At 60.9% G+C, this 14,548-nt stretch carries 11 protein-coding genes; 7 read left to right on the top strand and 4 right to left on the bottom strand.

From position 1 onward, the window contains the following. The first annotated feature begins 85 nt into the window (after positions 1 to 85). From cpdA to KRR23_RS25515, 6 genes are all read left to right on the top strand, one after another. On the top strand, positions 86 to 901 hold the full coding sequence (gene cpdA, locus KRR23_RS25540; RefSeq protein ID WP_216744709.1) for a 3',5'-cyclic-AMP phosphodiesterase: 816 nt from the start codon (positions 86 to 88) through the stop codon (positions 899 to 901). A 252-nt stretch (positions 902 to 1,153) separates the two neighbouring features. After that, positions 1,154 to 1,762, top strand: coding sequence for a YqiA/YcfP family alpha/beta fold hydrolase (locus KRR23_RS25535; RefSeq protein WP_216744708.1), 609 nt, complete (start codon positions 1,154 to 1,156; stop codon positions 1,760 to 1,762). 42 nt (positions 1,763 to 1,804) lie between these two features. Further along, on the top strand, positions 1,805 to 3,709 hold the full coding sequence (gene parE, locus KRR23_RS25530; RefSeq protein WP_123581900.1) for a DNA topoisomerase IV subunit B: 1,905 nt from the start codon (positions 1,805 to 1,807) through the stop codon (positions 3,707 to 3,709). After that, positions 3,709 to 4,692 (top strand): esterase-like activity of phytase family protein, encoded by a 984-nt coding sequence (locus KRR23_RS25525; RefSeq protein WP_216744707.1) that lies wholly within the window; start codon positions 3,709 to 3,711, stop codon positions 4,690 to 4,692. The genes parE and KRR23_RS25525 overlap by 1 nt, the downstream gene beginning before the upstream one ends. A gap of 78 nt (positions 4,693 to 4,770) precedes the next feature. Next, positions 4,771 to 7,035, top strand: a complete 2,265-nt coding sequence (gene parC / locus KRR23_RS25520) for a DNA topoisomerase IV subunit A (RefSeq protein ID WP_216744706.1) — start codon at positions 4,771 to 4,773, stop codon at positions 7,033 to 7,035. Between the two features lie 177 nt (positions 7,036 to 7,212). Continuing rightward, positions 7,213 to 7,920 (top strand): membrane integrity-associated transporter subunit PqiC, encoded by a 708-nt coding sequence (locus KRR23_RS25515; protein ID WP_054595336.1) that lies wholly within the window; start codon positions 7,213 to 7,215, stop codon positions 7,918 to 7,920. Positions 7,921 to 8,175: 255 nt separating this feature from the next. Here the strand turns inward: KRR23_RS25515 and KRR23_RS25510 are convergent, their stop codons facing one another. Next, the gene (locus KRR23_RS25510; RefSeq protein ID WP_216744705.1) at positions 8,176 to 9,717 is read right to left on the bottom strand and encodes an AhpA/YtjB family protein; all 1,542 of its coding nucleotides are present in this window, start codon (positions 9,715 to 9,717) and stop codon (positions 8,176 to 8,178) included. A 134-nt stretch (positions 9,718 to 9,851) separates the two neighbouring features. On the opposite strand from KRR23_RS25510, the gene serB reads away from it, so the two are divergent. Next, positions 9,852 to 11,066 carry a phosphoserine phosphatase SerB gene (serB, locus tag KRR23_RS25505; RefSeq protein ID WP_019691491.1) on the top strand — a complete coding sequence of 405 codons (1,215 nt, stop codon included), beginning with the start codon at positions 9,852 to 9,854 and terminating at the stop codon, positions 11,064 to 11,066. Between the two features lie 138 nt (positions 11,067 to 11,204). On the opposite strand, the gene asd is transcribed toward serB, so the two are convergent. The 3 genes from asd to KRR23_RS25490 are packed head-to-tail and all read right to left on the bottom strand — an operon-like array spanning position 11,205 to position 14,481. Further along, entirely contained in the window at positions 11,205 to 12,065 is an 861-nt protein-coding gene (asd, locus tag KRR23_RS25500; protein WP_216744704.1) for an archaetidylserine decarboxylase, read from the bottom strand. A gap of 9 nt (positions 12,066 to 12,074) precedes the next feature. Further along, on the bottom strand, positions 12,075 to 12,899 hold the full coding sequence (locus tag KRR23_RS25495; protein WP_216744703.1) for a rhodanese-like domain-containing protein: 825 nt from the start codon (positions 12,897 to 12,899) through the stop codon (positions 12,075 to 12,077). A gap of 43 nt (positions 12,900 to 12,942) precedes the next feature. Next, complete coding sequence (locus KRR23_RS25490) at positions 12,943 to 14,481, bottom strand: HDOD domain-containing protein (protein WP_216744702.1); 1,539 nt, start codon at positions 14,479 to 14,481, stop codon at positions 12,943 to 12,945. Positions 14,482 to 14,548 lie beyond the last annotated feature (67 nt).

Below are 14,548 nucleotides of genomic sequence, written 5' to 3'. Positions count from 1 at the left end.
TGGTTCACGGGTTTCCTCTTTTCAATTTCCCCCAGCATAATTGCGCCATTCATCCATTTCCGTGATCACGCCTTGGGAGAACGCCTTGCCGAGCGTATCCACTCTGACAGCCAACGATGCCGTGTTGCTGGTGCAGCTCTCTGACAGCCATCTGTTCGCCGAGGCGGATGGGGTGTTGCTGGGCATGAACACCCGCGACAGCCTGCAAAAGGTTATCGAGTTGGCGCTGGCACAACAGCCGCGCATCGATCTGATGATCGCCAGTGGCGACGTGTCCCAGGATGGCACGCTTGAGTCGTATCAGCAGTTTCGCGAGATGACCCGGCAGATCGATGCGCCCGCGCGCTGGATTCCCGGCAACCACGATGAGCCGCAGATCATGGCCCAGGCCGCGGTCCAGAGTCAGTTGCTGGAGCCCATCGTGGACATCGGTAACTGGCGGATCACCTTGCTGGATTCGGCAGTGCCGGGCTCGGTGCCCGGGTATTTGCAGGATGACCAACTGCAACTGCTCGCGCGTGCCCTGAGCGAAGCGCCGGAGCGCCATCATCTGGTGTGCTTGCACCATCATCCGGTGTCTATCGGTTGTGCCTGGATGGAACCGATTGGCCTGCGCAACCCGGACGCCCTGTTTGCCGTGCTCGATCGCTTCCCGCAAGTGCGGGCAGTGCTCTGGGGGCATGTGCATCAGGAAATCGATCAGTTGCGCAACGATGTGCGGTTGATCGCTTCGCCATCGACGTGCATCCAGTTCGAGCCTGGTAGCGTGGATTTCAAGGTCGATACCCTGGCACCAGGCTATCGCTGGCTACGGTTGCTGCCGGACGGACGGCTGGAAACCGGGGTCGAGCGGGTGACCGGGTTCGATTTCCAGATCGATTACGGTTCCAACGGCTACTGAGGTACTGAGGTGCCTTTGTGGCGAGGGAGCTTGCTCCCGCTCGATCGCGAAGCGGTCGTAAAACCGATGCGTGCGGTGAATCTGTCTGAACGCGATTGAATGTTTTGGGGCCGCTGCGCCGCCCAGCGGGAGCAAGCTCCCTCGCCACAAGGTTTGTCTCTGACCGGAACAATCTGATTCGTTCCAGAGCAAGTCAATCTCGTGGACTCCCTGTAAACTGCGGCATCTTTGCCCGCCTCACAGGGAGCTCGCATGTCTGGTTCGATCCTTTATATCCACGGTTTCAACAGCGCACCCGCGTCGAAAAAGGCCTGTCAGCTGGTCGATGTGATGGATCGTCTGGGGCTGGGCGACCAGTTGCTGGTGCCGGCCTTGCATCACCATCCACGCGAGGCCATCGGTCAGCTGGAACAGGCGATTGCCAGGCTGGGGCGGCCATTGCTGGTCGGCAGCTCCCTCGGCGGCTACTATGCCACTCACCTTGCCGAGCGCCATGGCCTCAAGGCCCTGTTAATCAACCCTGCCGTCAGCCCGCACCGGATGTTCGACGGATACCTGGGCCCGCAGAAGAACCTGTATACCGAAGAGACCTGGGAATTGACCCACGACCACGTGACGGCACTGGCCGAGCTGGAAGTGCCGGCACCCCAGGACCCGCAGCGGTTTCAGGTGTGGTTGCAAACCGGGGACGAAACGCTGGACTATCGCCTCGCCCAGCAGTATTACCGAGCCTGTGCCTTGCGTATCCAGGCCGGCGGCGACCATAGTTTCCAGGGGTTCGCCGGGCAATTACCGGCCCTGTTGAGTTTTGCCGGCATCGGCGCAGATGTGTACCAGGCGATCGATTTCACAGCAGTGTGAACCTTCGCCCCTATTTTCATGAACGACTGACGACGAGACCCCATGGCCACTCCCAGCGCTAGCTCTTATAACGCAGACGCCATCGAAGTCCTCTCGGGCCTCGACCCGGTGCGCAAACGCCCCGGCATGTACACCGACACCAGTCGGCCGAACCACCTTGCCCAGGAAGTCATCGACAACAGTGTCGACGAAGCCTTGGCCGGGCATGCGACATCGGTGCAGGTCATTCTCCATGCCGACCATTCCCTGGAAGTCAGCGATGACGGCCGTGGCATGCCAGTGGACATTCACCCTGAAGAGGGCGTCTCGGGCGTCGAGCTGATCCTCACCAAGCTGCACGCCGGCGGCAAGTTCTCGAACAAGAACTACCAGTTCTCCGGCGGTTTGCACGGGGTGGGTATTTCGGTGGTCAACGCCCTGTCGACCCAGGTCCGGGTGCGCGTCAAACGCGATGGCAACGAGTACCAGATGACCTTCGCCGATGGCTACAAAGCCACCGACCTGGAAGTGGTCGGCACCGTTGGCAAGCGCAACACCGGGACCAGCGTCTACTTTGCGCCGGACCCGAAATACTTCGACTCACCGAAATTCTCCATCAGCCGCCTCAAACACGTACTCAAGGCCAAGGCCGTATTGTGCCCGGGGTTGCTGGTCAGTTTTGAAGACAAGGCCACCGGCGAAAAAGTCGAATGGCATTACGAAGACGGTCTGCGTTCCTACCTGGTCGATGCAGTCAGCGAATTCGAACGTCTGCCGGACGAACCCTTCTGCGGCAGCCTGGCCGGTAATAAAGAAGCGGTCGACTGGGCGCTGCTGTGGCTGCCTGAAGGTGGTGACAGCGTGCAGGAAAGCTACGTCAACCTGATCCCGACGGCCCAGGGCGGTACTCACGTCAACGGTTTGCGTCAGGGCTTGCTCGACGCAATGCGTGAGTTCTGCGAGTTCCGCAGCCTGCTGCCGCGTGGCGTGAAGCTGGCACCGGAAGATGTCTGGGAGCGCATTGCCTTCGTCCTGTCGATGAAAATGCAGGAGCCGCAATTCTCCGGCCAGACCAAAGAGCGCCTGTCGTCCCGCGAGGCGGCGGCGTTTGTTTCCGGCGTGGTCAAGGACGCTTTCAGCCTGTGGCTCAACGCGAATCCCGAATTGGGCCTGCAACTGGCTGAGCTTGCGATCAACAACGCTGGCCGCCGTTTGAAGGCCAGTAAAAAGGTCGAGCGTAAACGCATCACCCAAGGGCCGGCCTTGCCGGGCAAACTCGCCGATTGCGCCGGGCAGGACCCGATGCGTTCCGAGCTGTTTCTGGTGGAAGGTGATTCCGCCGGCGGTTCGGCCAAGCAAGCGCGGGACAAAGAGTTCCAGGCGATCCTGCCGCTGCGCGGGAAGATTCTGAACACTTGGGAAGTCGACGGCAGCGAAGTGCTGGCCAGCCAGGAAGTGCACAACATTGCCGTGGCCATTGGTGTCGATCCGGGCGCCGCGGACATGAGCCAGCTGCGCTACGGCAAGATCTGCATCCTCGCCGACGCCGACTCCGATGGTTTGCACATCGCGACCTTGCTGTGTGCCTTGTTCGTCCAGCATTTCCGGCCGTTGGTGGACGCCGGTCACGTCTATGTGGCGATGCCGCCGCTGTACCGTATCGACCTCGGCAAAGAGATTTACTACGCCCTCGATGAAGCCGAGCGCGATGGCATTCTCGATCGCCTGGTAGCCGAGAAGAAACGCGGCAAGCCGCAGGTCACCCGATTCAAAGGTCTGGGTGAAATGAACCCGCCGCAACTGCGTGAAACCACCATGGACCCGAACACTCGACGTCTGGTGCAACTGACGCTGGATGATTTTGAAGCTACCTCGGAAATGATGGACATGCTGCTGGCGAAAAAACGCGCTGGCGACCGCAAGTCCTGGCTGGAGTCCAAAGGTAATCTGGCCGAGGTTCTGGCCTGATGCGGAGCGGTTTCGCCCTTGCGTTGCTGCTGTTGGCGTCCGCCGTTGCGGCGGAGCCTGCGCCGGAACTGACGCTGGTTTCCGAGCATGCCGTGGACGGCATGCGTGGCGGTAACTTGTCGGGGCTGGCGCAATGCGGCAAAGACCTGTGGACGGTTTCCGATCGTGATGACGATCAGATCTACCGGCTCGATACCAGCGAGCGCGTCTGGCAGGCCGAAACCGTGCGCATCAATGTGCCGCCGGTGCCTGACAGCGGGTTGCCCTGGGGGCTGAAGTCGCGCACCTGGGCGGCATCGTTCGTGCGCGGTGGAAACCTCGACTTCGAGGGGATCACCTGTGACAAGGCCGGTAACCGCTACATCGTCAGTGAAGCCCATGCCGCAGTGCTGCAAGTGCCGGTGCAGGGGCCAGCCGCGTGGCTGAGAATTTCACCGATCATGGTTCGCGAAGCGCGAGCCAGTGGCATGTTGCTGCACTTCAACGCGCTGTTCGAAGGGCTGGCGATCAGTCCGCAAGGTGATCAACTATGGCTGGCGGCCGAGCGCGAGCGGCGTGGTTTGTTGCTGGTCAAGCGCCAACAAACTGTCTGGGATTGTGACGGCAGCTGTGTGCTGTTGAGCGAAGCTGGCAAGGAAATGCAGCCCGCGCCATTTCCCAACGCCAAGCCGGTATCCAAAGATTTTGCGGATCTGGCACTGTTCAACGGCAAGCTTTTCACCCTGGAGCGCAACGCTTTTCAAATCTGCCGTCGCGATGCACTGAGCGCCAAGGTCGAGCGCTGCTGGTCATTCGCGGCTGAAGCCTTGCAGGAGCATCGACGCTATCCACAGCCTTATGGTCTTGCCGAAGCACTGGTGGTCGACGCTGATGGCGCCTGGATCGGCATCGACAACAACAATGGTGCTCGCGCGGATGGCGAAGCCCGGCCGATTGTCTGGCGCTTTGCCGCGCCGCAAGGCGGCTGGGACGCCAAGTCATGAGCATCCTGAAAAAATTTGAATTTACCCAGCGCAGTGGCACCTTGTTGCTGCGCCAGACAACGAACTGATGAGGCCCGCATGAGCGACTCCCTGGATCTCAGCCTGGACGGCGTTGAACGCCGTTCACTGGCCGACTTCACCGAAAATGCCTACCTCAACTACTCCATGTACGTGATCATGGACCGTGCTTTGCCGCACATCGGCGACGGCTTGAAACCTGTACAGCGGCGTATTATCTACGCCATGAGCGAGTTGGGGCTGGACGCTGACTCCAAGCACAAGAAATCCGCGCGTACGGTCGGTGACGTGCTCGGCAAGTTCCACCCGCACGGCGACTCGGCGTGCTACGAAGCCATGGTGCTGATGGCCCAGCCGTTCAGCTACCGCTATACGCTGGTGGACGGGCAGGGTAACTGGGGTGCGCCGGATGATCCGAAATCCTTCGCCGCCATGCGTTACACCGAGGCGCGCCTGTCGCGTTATTCCGAAGTGCTGCTCAGCGAACTGGGCCAGGGCACGGCGGATTGGGGCCCGAACTTCGACGGCACCCTCGACGAACCGCTGGTATTGCCAGCGCGTTTGCCAAACATTCTGCTCAACGGCACCACCGGCATCGCCGTGGGTATGGCCACCGACGTTCCGCCGCACAACCTGCGGGAAGTCGCCACGGCCTGCGTGCGCTTGCTCGATGAACCGAAAGCCACGGTCGAGCAGCTCTGTGAACACATCCAGGGCCCGGATTATCCGACCGAAGCGGAAATCATCACACCGCGCGCCGACCTGCTGAAAATCTACGAAACCGGTCGCGGTTCGGTGCGCATGCGCGCCGTGTACCACATCGAAGACGGCGACATTGTCGTCACCGCATTGCCGCACCAGGTCTCCGGCGCCAAAGTGCTGGAACAGATTGCCGCGATGATGCAGGCCAAGCCGTCCAAGGCGCCGCAAGTGGCGGACCTGCGCGATGAGTCGGACCACGAGAACCCATGCCGTATCGTGATCATTCCGGTCAACAGCCGGGTCGATCATGAGGCGTTGATGCAGCACCTGTTCGCCAGCACCGAGCTGGAGTCGAGCTACCGGGTCAACATCAACATCATTGGCCTGGATGGCAAGCCGCAGCTGAAGAACCTGCGGGCGTTGCTGGTGGAGTGGCTGGAGTTCCGGGTTCAGACCGTGCGCCGCCGCCTGCAATTTCGCCTGGACAAGGTCGAGCGTCGTCTGCACCTGTTGGACGGCTTGCTGATCGCGTACCTCAACCTGGATGAAGTGATCCACATCATTCGTACCGAGGAACACCCAAAAGCCAAGCTGATCGAACGCTTTGCCCTGAGCGAAATCCAGGCTGACTACATTCTCGACACTCGCCTGCGTCAGTTGGCGCGCCTCGAAGAAATGAAGCTGCGCGATGAGCAGGATGAACTGCTCAAGGAACAAGCCAAGCTGCAAGCCTTGCTGGGCAGCGAAACCAAGCTGAAGAAGCTGGTGCGCAGCGAGCTGATCAAAGACGCCGAAACCTATGGCGACGACCGTCGCTCGCCGATTGTCGAGCGTGCCGAGGCCAAAGCGCTGACCGAGCACGATCTGCTGCCGAACGAAAAAGTCACCGTGGTGCTGTCCGAGAAAGGCTGGGTGCGCTCGGCCAAGGGCCACGACATCGACGCCACCGGGCTTTCGTACAAGGCCGGGGACGGCTTCAAGACCGCGGCGGCCGGTCGTTCCAACCAGTTTGCGGTGTTTATCGATTCCACCGGTCGCAGTTATTCGGTGCCGGCGCACACGCTGCCATCGGCCCGTGGCCAGGGTGAACCACTGACGGGGCGTCTGACGCCGCCGCCCGGCGCGACCTTCGAATGCGTGTTGATGCCTGAAGACGACGGGCTGTACGTCATCGCCTCGGACGCCGGTTACGGTTTCGTGGTCAAGGGTGAAGACCTGCAAGCCAAGAACAAGGCTGGCAAGGCGCTGTTGAGCCTGCCGAACAACGCCAAGGTGATTCTGCCGCGTCCGGTCGCTGACCGTGAGCAGAACTGGTTGGCCTCGGTCACCACCGAAGGTCGCCTGCTGATTTTCAAAATCAGCGACCTGCCGCAACTGGGCAAGGGCAAAGGCAACAAGATCATCGGTATCTCCGGCGAACGTGTGGCCAGTCGCGAGGAATATGTCACCGACATCGCGGTATTGCCGGAAGGTGCGACCCTGGTATTGCAGGCCGGTAAGCGCACGCTGTCGCTCAAAGCCGATGACCTCGAACACTATAAAGGTGAGCGCGGACGCCGTGGTAACAAGCTGCCGCGAGGCTTTCAGCGTGTCGATGCACTATTGGTAGAAACTCTCAATTAAGCGATCGAGGGCGCTCGATCTACGATTTAACCCGTAGATCGATGCTTTCGCGCTGGAGTCGGAGGCCATATTCACGGATGATATGGCCTTTCAAACGTGGGCGTGGTCCTGCGTTCTTCATATTGATTGAGTATTTTTCACTGTGGTCGGCTCGTTGGCCGTCACTTGGATGGGATGATGACTGTTCTGCGCCTTCCTCTACTTTTGTTGCTCGCTGGCGTATTTGGCCTGGCGGGTTGCAGCGTTCACCAGCCGGTGTCGCTGTATCAGCTGGACAGCGGAAGTCCGGCTCAGCCTGCGCAAAGTGCGGGCATGGCGGTTTTGTTGGGCCCGGTATCGATTGCCGATTACCTGCAACGTGAAACCCTGCTGCAGCGTCAGCCTGATGGCAGCCTGCAAGCGTCCACCGACGGTCGTTGGGCAGGCAGCCTGTCTTCGGACATCAACCAGCTTTTATTGCGTCAGGTGGCCGGCCATCTGGACAGCCAGCGCGTAGTGCTGGCACCGGCAACCTTGGGTTTCACCCCGGATGTACAGGTTTTGCTGTCGATCACTCGCCTGGATTCGGGTGAGTCGCAACCGGCGATCCTCGATGCCCAGTGGCGGTTGATCGACCGTCGTGGCCAGGTGCGTGACAATCGCATCATTCATCTGCAAGAGCCGCACGCCAGTGGTACAGCCGCTCAGGTGCAGGCCCAGGGCATATTGCTGCAACGTTTGGCCGAGCAGCTGTCGGTCGCGCTCAAGCCGCTGGCCAATCAGCCACCGGTTGTCGAAGCACCGCGTAAACCTGCGTCCAAGCCGGCGGCGCCGGCAGAGCCGGAGAAACCGAAGATCCCGATGGCTTCACCGATTCGCACGGACATGGAAGTGTTCAGGTTCTAAGGTGATTGCCGTACAGACAAAGCCCGCATTGATGCGGGCTTTGTTGTTTCTGCAGGTTGGAGATCTTTGCTGATCGTTCCCATGCTCTGCGTGGGAATGCAGCCCTTGGCGCTCTGCGTCACATCAATGTCAGGCTATGTGCATGGGGCGGAGCTGGAACGCGGAGCGTCCCTTGAGGCATTCCCACGCGGAGCATGGGAACGATCAGCCCGCAGACAATCACTCGTCTGCGGGCTTTTTGGTTCACGGCCGGGTTCAGCTCTTGGCGCGTGTCTCATGCATGCGCGCCAGTTGCCGCTCCAGCATCGACGGGTAAGGTTCCATCAACCGTTCGACGCAGCAAGCGCCTTCAGGGCTGGCGATTGGGCGGATCCGTGCACGTTGACGGATCAGCACGTCGTCGCTGATCTTGCGTTCCACCAGCAGCAGGTTTCGGCTGTGTTGGGACAAGGCGAGAGCATCCTGAGCCGTTTCGGTCAGCAGCAGATCAATCTGGCTGAGGCCGAAGAGCCCATCGCCCAAGGTCAGGCCCAACTGCAATTGCAGGGTGATGCCGCTGTCGGCGACTTCGATCTGCAACTGGTGGCCGAGCGCTCGCAGCAGCTCGCCGCAGCAGATGGCGTTGGTCAGGTAGTCGTCGCCGCTGTCTTCACTGTGGAACAGCATCAGCGTGCTGCCATCGTTCAGGGTGTGCAGTTCGCTTTCATACAACGAAGCCGCCTGGTCCAGGCAGTCGCGATAACGCTCCAGCAGCTCGGTCAGGCGCGCACGCGGCAGGCGGCGCAGTTGATCCTGAGCACCCAGCTGCACCGCCAATACCGCGCTGTGCTGTGGTTGCGCCGGGGCAACAGGCTTGTTGAGCTGCGGCTTGGCAACGGGCGCGGCGGCAGCGGTGTCGCGAAGGTCGGCAAAAGGATCATCTTCGTCCAGTTCGTCTTCTTCAGCGCTGACCACGTGCCGTGCTGCCGGTTTCAGGCCGGCCACCGGAGCGCTTTCATCGAAGCTCGGGTCGCGCAGATTACGCACTTCAAAGGTCGGCTCGGCCTCTTCAGTGTCTTCGAAATCGTCGAATTCAGGTTCTGGCTCGGGTTCAGGCTCGACCTTTTCAGGTGCATAACTGCTGTGGAGCTGGCGGGCCAGGTCACCGATTTCGTCCTGGCGCTGAGTCGCCGGAGTGTGTTCGTCGATGTCACGCAGCCACACCCGCAATTGCAGCAGCGGCGTGGAGATGTGCCGACCCAGGCGCAAGCTCAGGGCCAGGGACAACGCCAGCAGGATGGCGCTGAGAATGCCCATGCTTTGCAGGCTGATGGTCATTGGCTGTTCGAACTGCGCCATGTCCAGGCTGATCCGCAGTTGACCGGCGGTCACGTCCTGAAAGGTGATCTTGCTCTCGTACATGCCTTCGGCTTCGCCCAGCAAGCCATGCTTGGGACGCTGTCCGGCCTCGGCAAGAATCCGGTTGTCCACGCTATAAATAGCCGCGTGAGCCACCAACGGGTTCTTGGTCAGGTTGTTCAGCAACACGTTGAGGCTGAGGATGTCGTTGGACACCAACAGTTCGGTCGCCGACATCGCTGTCTGGGTAGTCAGGCTCTGGCCGAGGGCATCCGCTTGCTCGTGCATGGCCTGTTTGAACTGCAGACCCATCACGCAGGCGTAGATCACCAGGGCCAATGCGACCAGGATCACGTTATGGCTGGCAATGCGCAATGCAATCGGTACACGGCGATGGCGCAGTGCCCGGAAGATCAGCAGAAAGAAGTTATCGGTTTTAACTGGCGTAGGCCGGTTCACTGAGCTCGGCTCTTTTGTCCGTGAAGTTGACGCGCAGTATAGCGACAGGCCCCAGACCGGCAAAGCGCTCGCTGTGCCCGATGGTCACTGAAAGTGGGTAGAATGCGGTTTTTTTCCACTTGCGGGGGTGCGCCTTGCGCGAAATCGTCCTGATAAACATCACGGGAGTCGACCGTCCGGGTCTGACTGCGGCCATTACCGGTGTACTGGCCCAGGGTGGTGTGAACATTCTCGACATCGGTCAGGCGGTGATCCACGACACGTTGTCGTTCGGCATCCTGGTTGAAATTCCCGACACCGAACAGGGTTCGTCGGTGCTCAAGGACATCCTGTTCAAGGCCTACGAGCTGGGGCAACAGGTGCGTTTCACGCCGGTCTCCGAAGAGGATTACCAGCAGTGGGTCGGCGCTCAAGGCAAGAAGCGCCATATTGTGACTTTGCTGACCCGCAAAGTGACGGCCGAGCAGTTGCAGCGCGTGAGTTCGATCACTGCCAAATACGGGCTGAACATCGATCACATTGACCGCTTGTCAGGGCGTATGCCACTGGACACTCCGGCTGATAAGGGCAAGGGCTGCATTGAGTTCTCCGTGCGTGGCGAAGCGGCCGATCCGCAGGCCCTGCGTGCCGAGTTCCTCAGCGTGGCCCAGGAGCTGAACGTCGATATCGCCTTCCAGGAAGATTCACTGTTCCGTCGCAACCGTCGTCTGGCGGTGTTCGACATGGACTCGACACTGATCGAAGCCGAAGTGATCGACGAACTGGCCAAGGCCGCCGGGGTGGGCGAGAAGGTGTCGGAAATCACCGAGCGGGCGATGGCCGGCGAACTGGATTTCCGCGCCAGCTTCAAGGAGCGCCTGGCCTTGCTCAAAGGGCTGGACGTCAGCGTGCTGGACTCGATCGGGGCTTCCCTGCGCCTGACCGAGGGCGCTGAAACCTTGTTCGCCGAACTCAAGCGCCTGGGCTACAAGACGGCCATTCTGTCGGGCGGTTTCACTTACTTTGCCAAACAGCTGCAAGCCAAGCTGGGCATCGACTATGTGTTCGCCAATGAGCTGGAAGTGGTCGACGGCAAAGTGACCGGTGTGGCTGTCGAGCCAATCGTCGATGCACAGCGCAAAGCTGATTTGCTGCGTGAGCTGGCGCACAAGGAAGGCTTGCGTCTGGAGCAGACCATTGCCGTCGGCGACGGTGCCAACGATTTGCCGATGCTGGCAATTGCAGGTCTGGGCGTGGCGTTCCGTGCCAAGCCGCTGGTCAAACAGTCGGCCAAGCAGGCGATTTCGACCCTGGGGCTGGATGGCGTGCTGTATCTGCTGGGCTTCAGAGACCGCGACGGTCAACTCTGAGCCTGACCAACCTGATCGTTCCCATGCTTCGCGTGGGAATGCATCCGGTGACGCTCTGCGTCACGCTTGAGAAGGGACGCGGAGCGTCCCGGGCGGCGTTCCCACGCGGGAGCGTGGGAACGATCACATGCGCAAGGATCAGGCGTTTGGCAAGCCCATGCCTTGGCCCATCATCACTGGCGAACCAGCCGCCAGCTCTTCAGCCCACTTCACTTGATTCGGGCCAAATAGCACAACCGCCGTCGAACCCAGTTTGAAGCGACCCAGCTCGGCACCTTTTTCCAGGTGAATCGGCGCGCGGGCAGCTTCGTCGTAGCGGAAGGTTTTCAGTTCGCGCTTGGGCGGCGTTACCAGCCCGGCCCAGACGGTTTCGATCGAAGCGACGATCATCGCACCGACCAAGACCACAGCCATTGGCCCGCGTTCGGTGTCGAAGATGCACGCGACGCGCTCGTTACGGGCGAACAACTCTGGAACGTTTTCCGCGGTGGTCTGGTTGACCGAGAAGATCCGGCCCGGAATGTAGACCATTTCGCGCAGGGTGCCGGCCAGCGGCATGTGTACGCGATGGTAGTCTTTGGGCGACAGGTAAATAGTGGCGAAATCGCCGCCCATGAACGGCGCAGCGTTTGCCGTATCACCGCCGAGCAATTCCAGCACGCTGAAACTGTGGCCCTTGGCCTGGAACACGCGACCGTGCTCGATCGGGCCGAGCTGGCTGACGGCACCGTCAGCCGGGCTGAGGATTGCGTCCGGGGTCTGGTCCAGCGGGCGGGCGCCATCTTTCAGTGCGCGGGTGAAGAACGCGTTGAAGTGTTCGTAAGCGGTCAGGTCCTCGACCAGCGCTTGCGACATGTCCACCTGATAACGCTTGGCGAACCAGGCGGTGAAGGCGTTCTTGAACCAGCGCACGCGGCATTCGGCGATGCAGCCGGCCAGACGCGAGAGCAGGTGATGAGGCAGCAGGTACTGGCTGAGGATAAACAAACGCTTTTTCATTAACTGTCCTTAAGAACCTTGAATCTCAACAGGCGTGTCGGGGTGGTTGCCCCATTCGCCCCAGGAGCCGGCGTAGCCTTTGACCCGCGGATAACCGAGCGCCTTGGCCACCAGATAGGTGAAGCCAGAGCGATGGTGGGTCTGGCAGTGGGTAATCACTTCTTTGTCTTTGCTGATCCCGAGCTGTTCGAGGATCTGCGGCATGTCACTACGGATGCGCAAGTTGCGGGTCTTGTCCATGCCGGCGGTCCATTCGAAATTGACTGCGCCGGGGATGTGTCCGCCCTTGGCAGCGAGGACTTTCTCGCCGGAATATTCCAGCGGCCCGCGTGCGTCCCAGATCGCCAGATCGGCGGCGCCGAGACGGCTTTGCAGGTATTCGCGGGTAGCGGTGGGCTCGTCGTGCAAGGTCAGTGCAGCCGGGCCGCCGACAGCCGCTGGAACCTCGGTTGAAACCGGCAAGCCTTCCGCCAGCCAGGCCAGCAGGCCGCCGTCCACATAGTGGTAGTTGCTGTGGCCGATGACATCCAGCAACCAGATGAAGCGTCCGGCCCAACCACCGCCTTCATCGTCGTAGACCACGTAGACCGCGTCCGGGTTATGCCCCAGTTCGCCGAACAGGGTTTCAAGTGCAGCCTGTGGCGGCAGCAGGCCCGGCGCCGGCGGATGACCCAGTTGAGTCCGTTTGGGGTCGACGAAGCGCGCGCCGGGAATATGGCCTTCGGCGTAGCGGGCGCTGCTGGTCAGGTCGACCAGAATCAGTTCGCGAGCATCGAGACGGGCGAGCAGGTCGCTCGGCTCGATGACCAGCGACAAGCCAGAGAAGTCAGACATGTGAGGTCTCCAGAGCACAAAGGGAAGGATTGTAGCGCAGGAACTACTGGCCGCGGTTGCTAAAGCTGTGCAGGGCTTTTTCGATGCACTGCGCGGTTTTACCGAAGGCTTGCACGGTGATTTCCGAAAATGGACCGCCGCCCTGGTCCGCCACGACCAGCATGATCACCCGGCCATTGTTGACCAGTGAACGCAGCAGCAGGTGCTCGCCGCCGAACAGCGCCCGCAGGCTGGCAGGCAGCAAGGCTGAAAACTGTGCGTTGTTGACTGGCGTCAGTCGCACCTGAGCCTGTTGCGAGAGCAAGCGTTGCAGCACGGTGCTCTGGCTGACCACATAGTTCAGCGTCGCGGCTTCTTTAGGCAGGCCGTGAATCTGGTGCACGCGCAATTGGCTGTGCGTGCGATCAGCCATCAGAATCATCACCCGACGCATGCCGCAGGCAACCAGCGCGTCCCGGGCGAAGGTGGCCAGGTGCATGGCATTGGTAAAGCGGCTCGGCTCCGCCAGCAGTTCTGCGCATTGCTTGCGCCACTTTGTCAGGTCTTCGGCGGTGGGGGCTGGCGCCGGAAGCTGGCCGCGATGAAGGCGTCGCTCGTCCCACGGCCAGAGCAATGCTCCGGCGGGATGCCAAAGGTCCGGCATGGCGTGGTTGCGGGCGCTGAGTGCGGCTTGCTGGTGCAGTTGCTGCTGGACCTCGTCCATCGGCATTTGCAGGTAGAGGCTGGTCAGAAACTGCCAGCGCAGGCAGTGAGGGCTGCTCCAGGCTTGCTGTGCCGATAACGCCAGACCGTTAGCCAGCAATACCGTGTTGGCCGGTTGATTGAGCCAGCGGCGCAGCGTCGGGTCGTCATCAAGGCGGTTTTGCTGGCGCAACGGGTGCTCGGCGTCGCGGGCGATATGCACGACTTTCGCCAGCTCGCGTTGTTCATCCAGCAGCAATCGATAGCCTTGTCCTACCCAGATTGGCAGGCGCCAGACTTCCACCAGTGCCTGGCCGAGATCCAGCAGGCGTACGCCGAACAATTCTTTTTCGACCTTGCTTGCTGGCTCGCGCTTGTGCAGGACCCGCAGCTCCCAGTCTTCCAGCAGTTGCGGGAAGGTCAGTGCCAGTGGCCAGAACGGCGAGAGGAACAGCAGGCTGCCCCAATGGATGTCCTGCCAGAGCCGCGCCAGGCGACTGGCAAAAAAGCCGTTGGCCTGTTGGGTCGCGTGCTGGCTGATCAATTGCAGTTGGCGCAGGGCCGGTGGAATTTCGTTCTGAGGCAGGGCGGGCAGGCGCGCGAGCAGTTCTTCGGTGCGTTTGAGGCCGAGGCGATTGATCGCCACCTCCAGGTTCTCGCTGGGCTCGCTCATGCTGCCGTGGGTGTGGCGATTGGCTTCGCGAATGACGCTGAGGGCGAGGGCCGGGCTGCCCTGCATCAACTCGGCAATATCGCGCAACGAGCTGCGATTGTCGGCGATAGCCTTGCAAACGCGGTCATGACTGGCTTGCGGCACGGGCAAGGTTACGCCGTCGAGCAGCTTGACCCAGCCTTCGAGTGTGGTCGGTTTAGCAGTTGGAACGGTCGTTTCATTAGCCATGGTTGGGCGCGATCATCGTCTGCATTAAACACGCCCGGAGCGGGCCAAATTAGCTTTTCGCCTTAAC

Source organism: Pseudomonas sp. CVAP#3 (assembly GCF_018986375.1).
In the GTDB taxonomy this organism is placed as follows: domain Bacteria; phylum Pseudomonadota; class Gammaproteobacteria; order Pseudomonadales; family Pseudomonadaceae; genus Aquipseudomonas; species Aquipseudomonas helvetica.
Note: the sequence above shows the minus strand (reverse complement) of the source record. Positions and strands in the feature narration are given on the sequence as shown.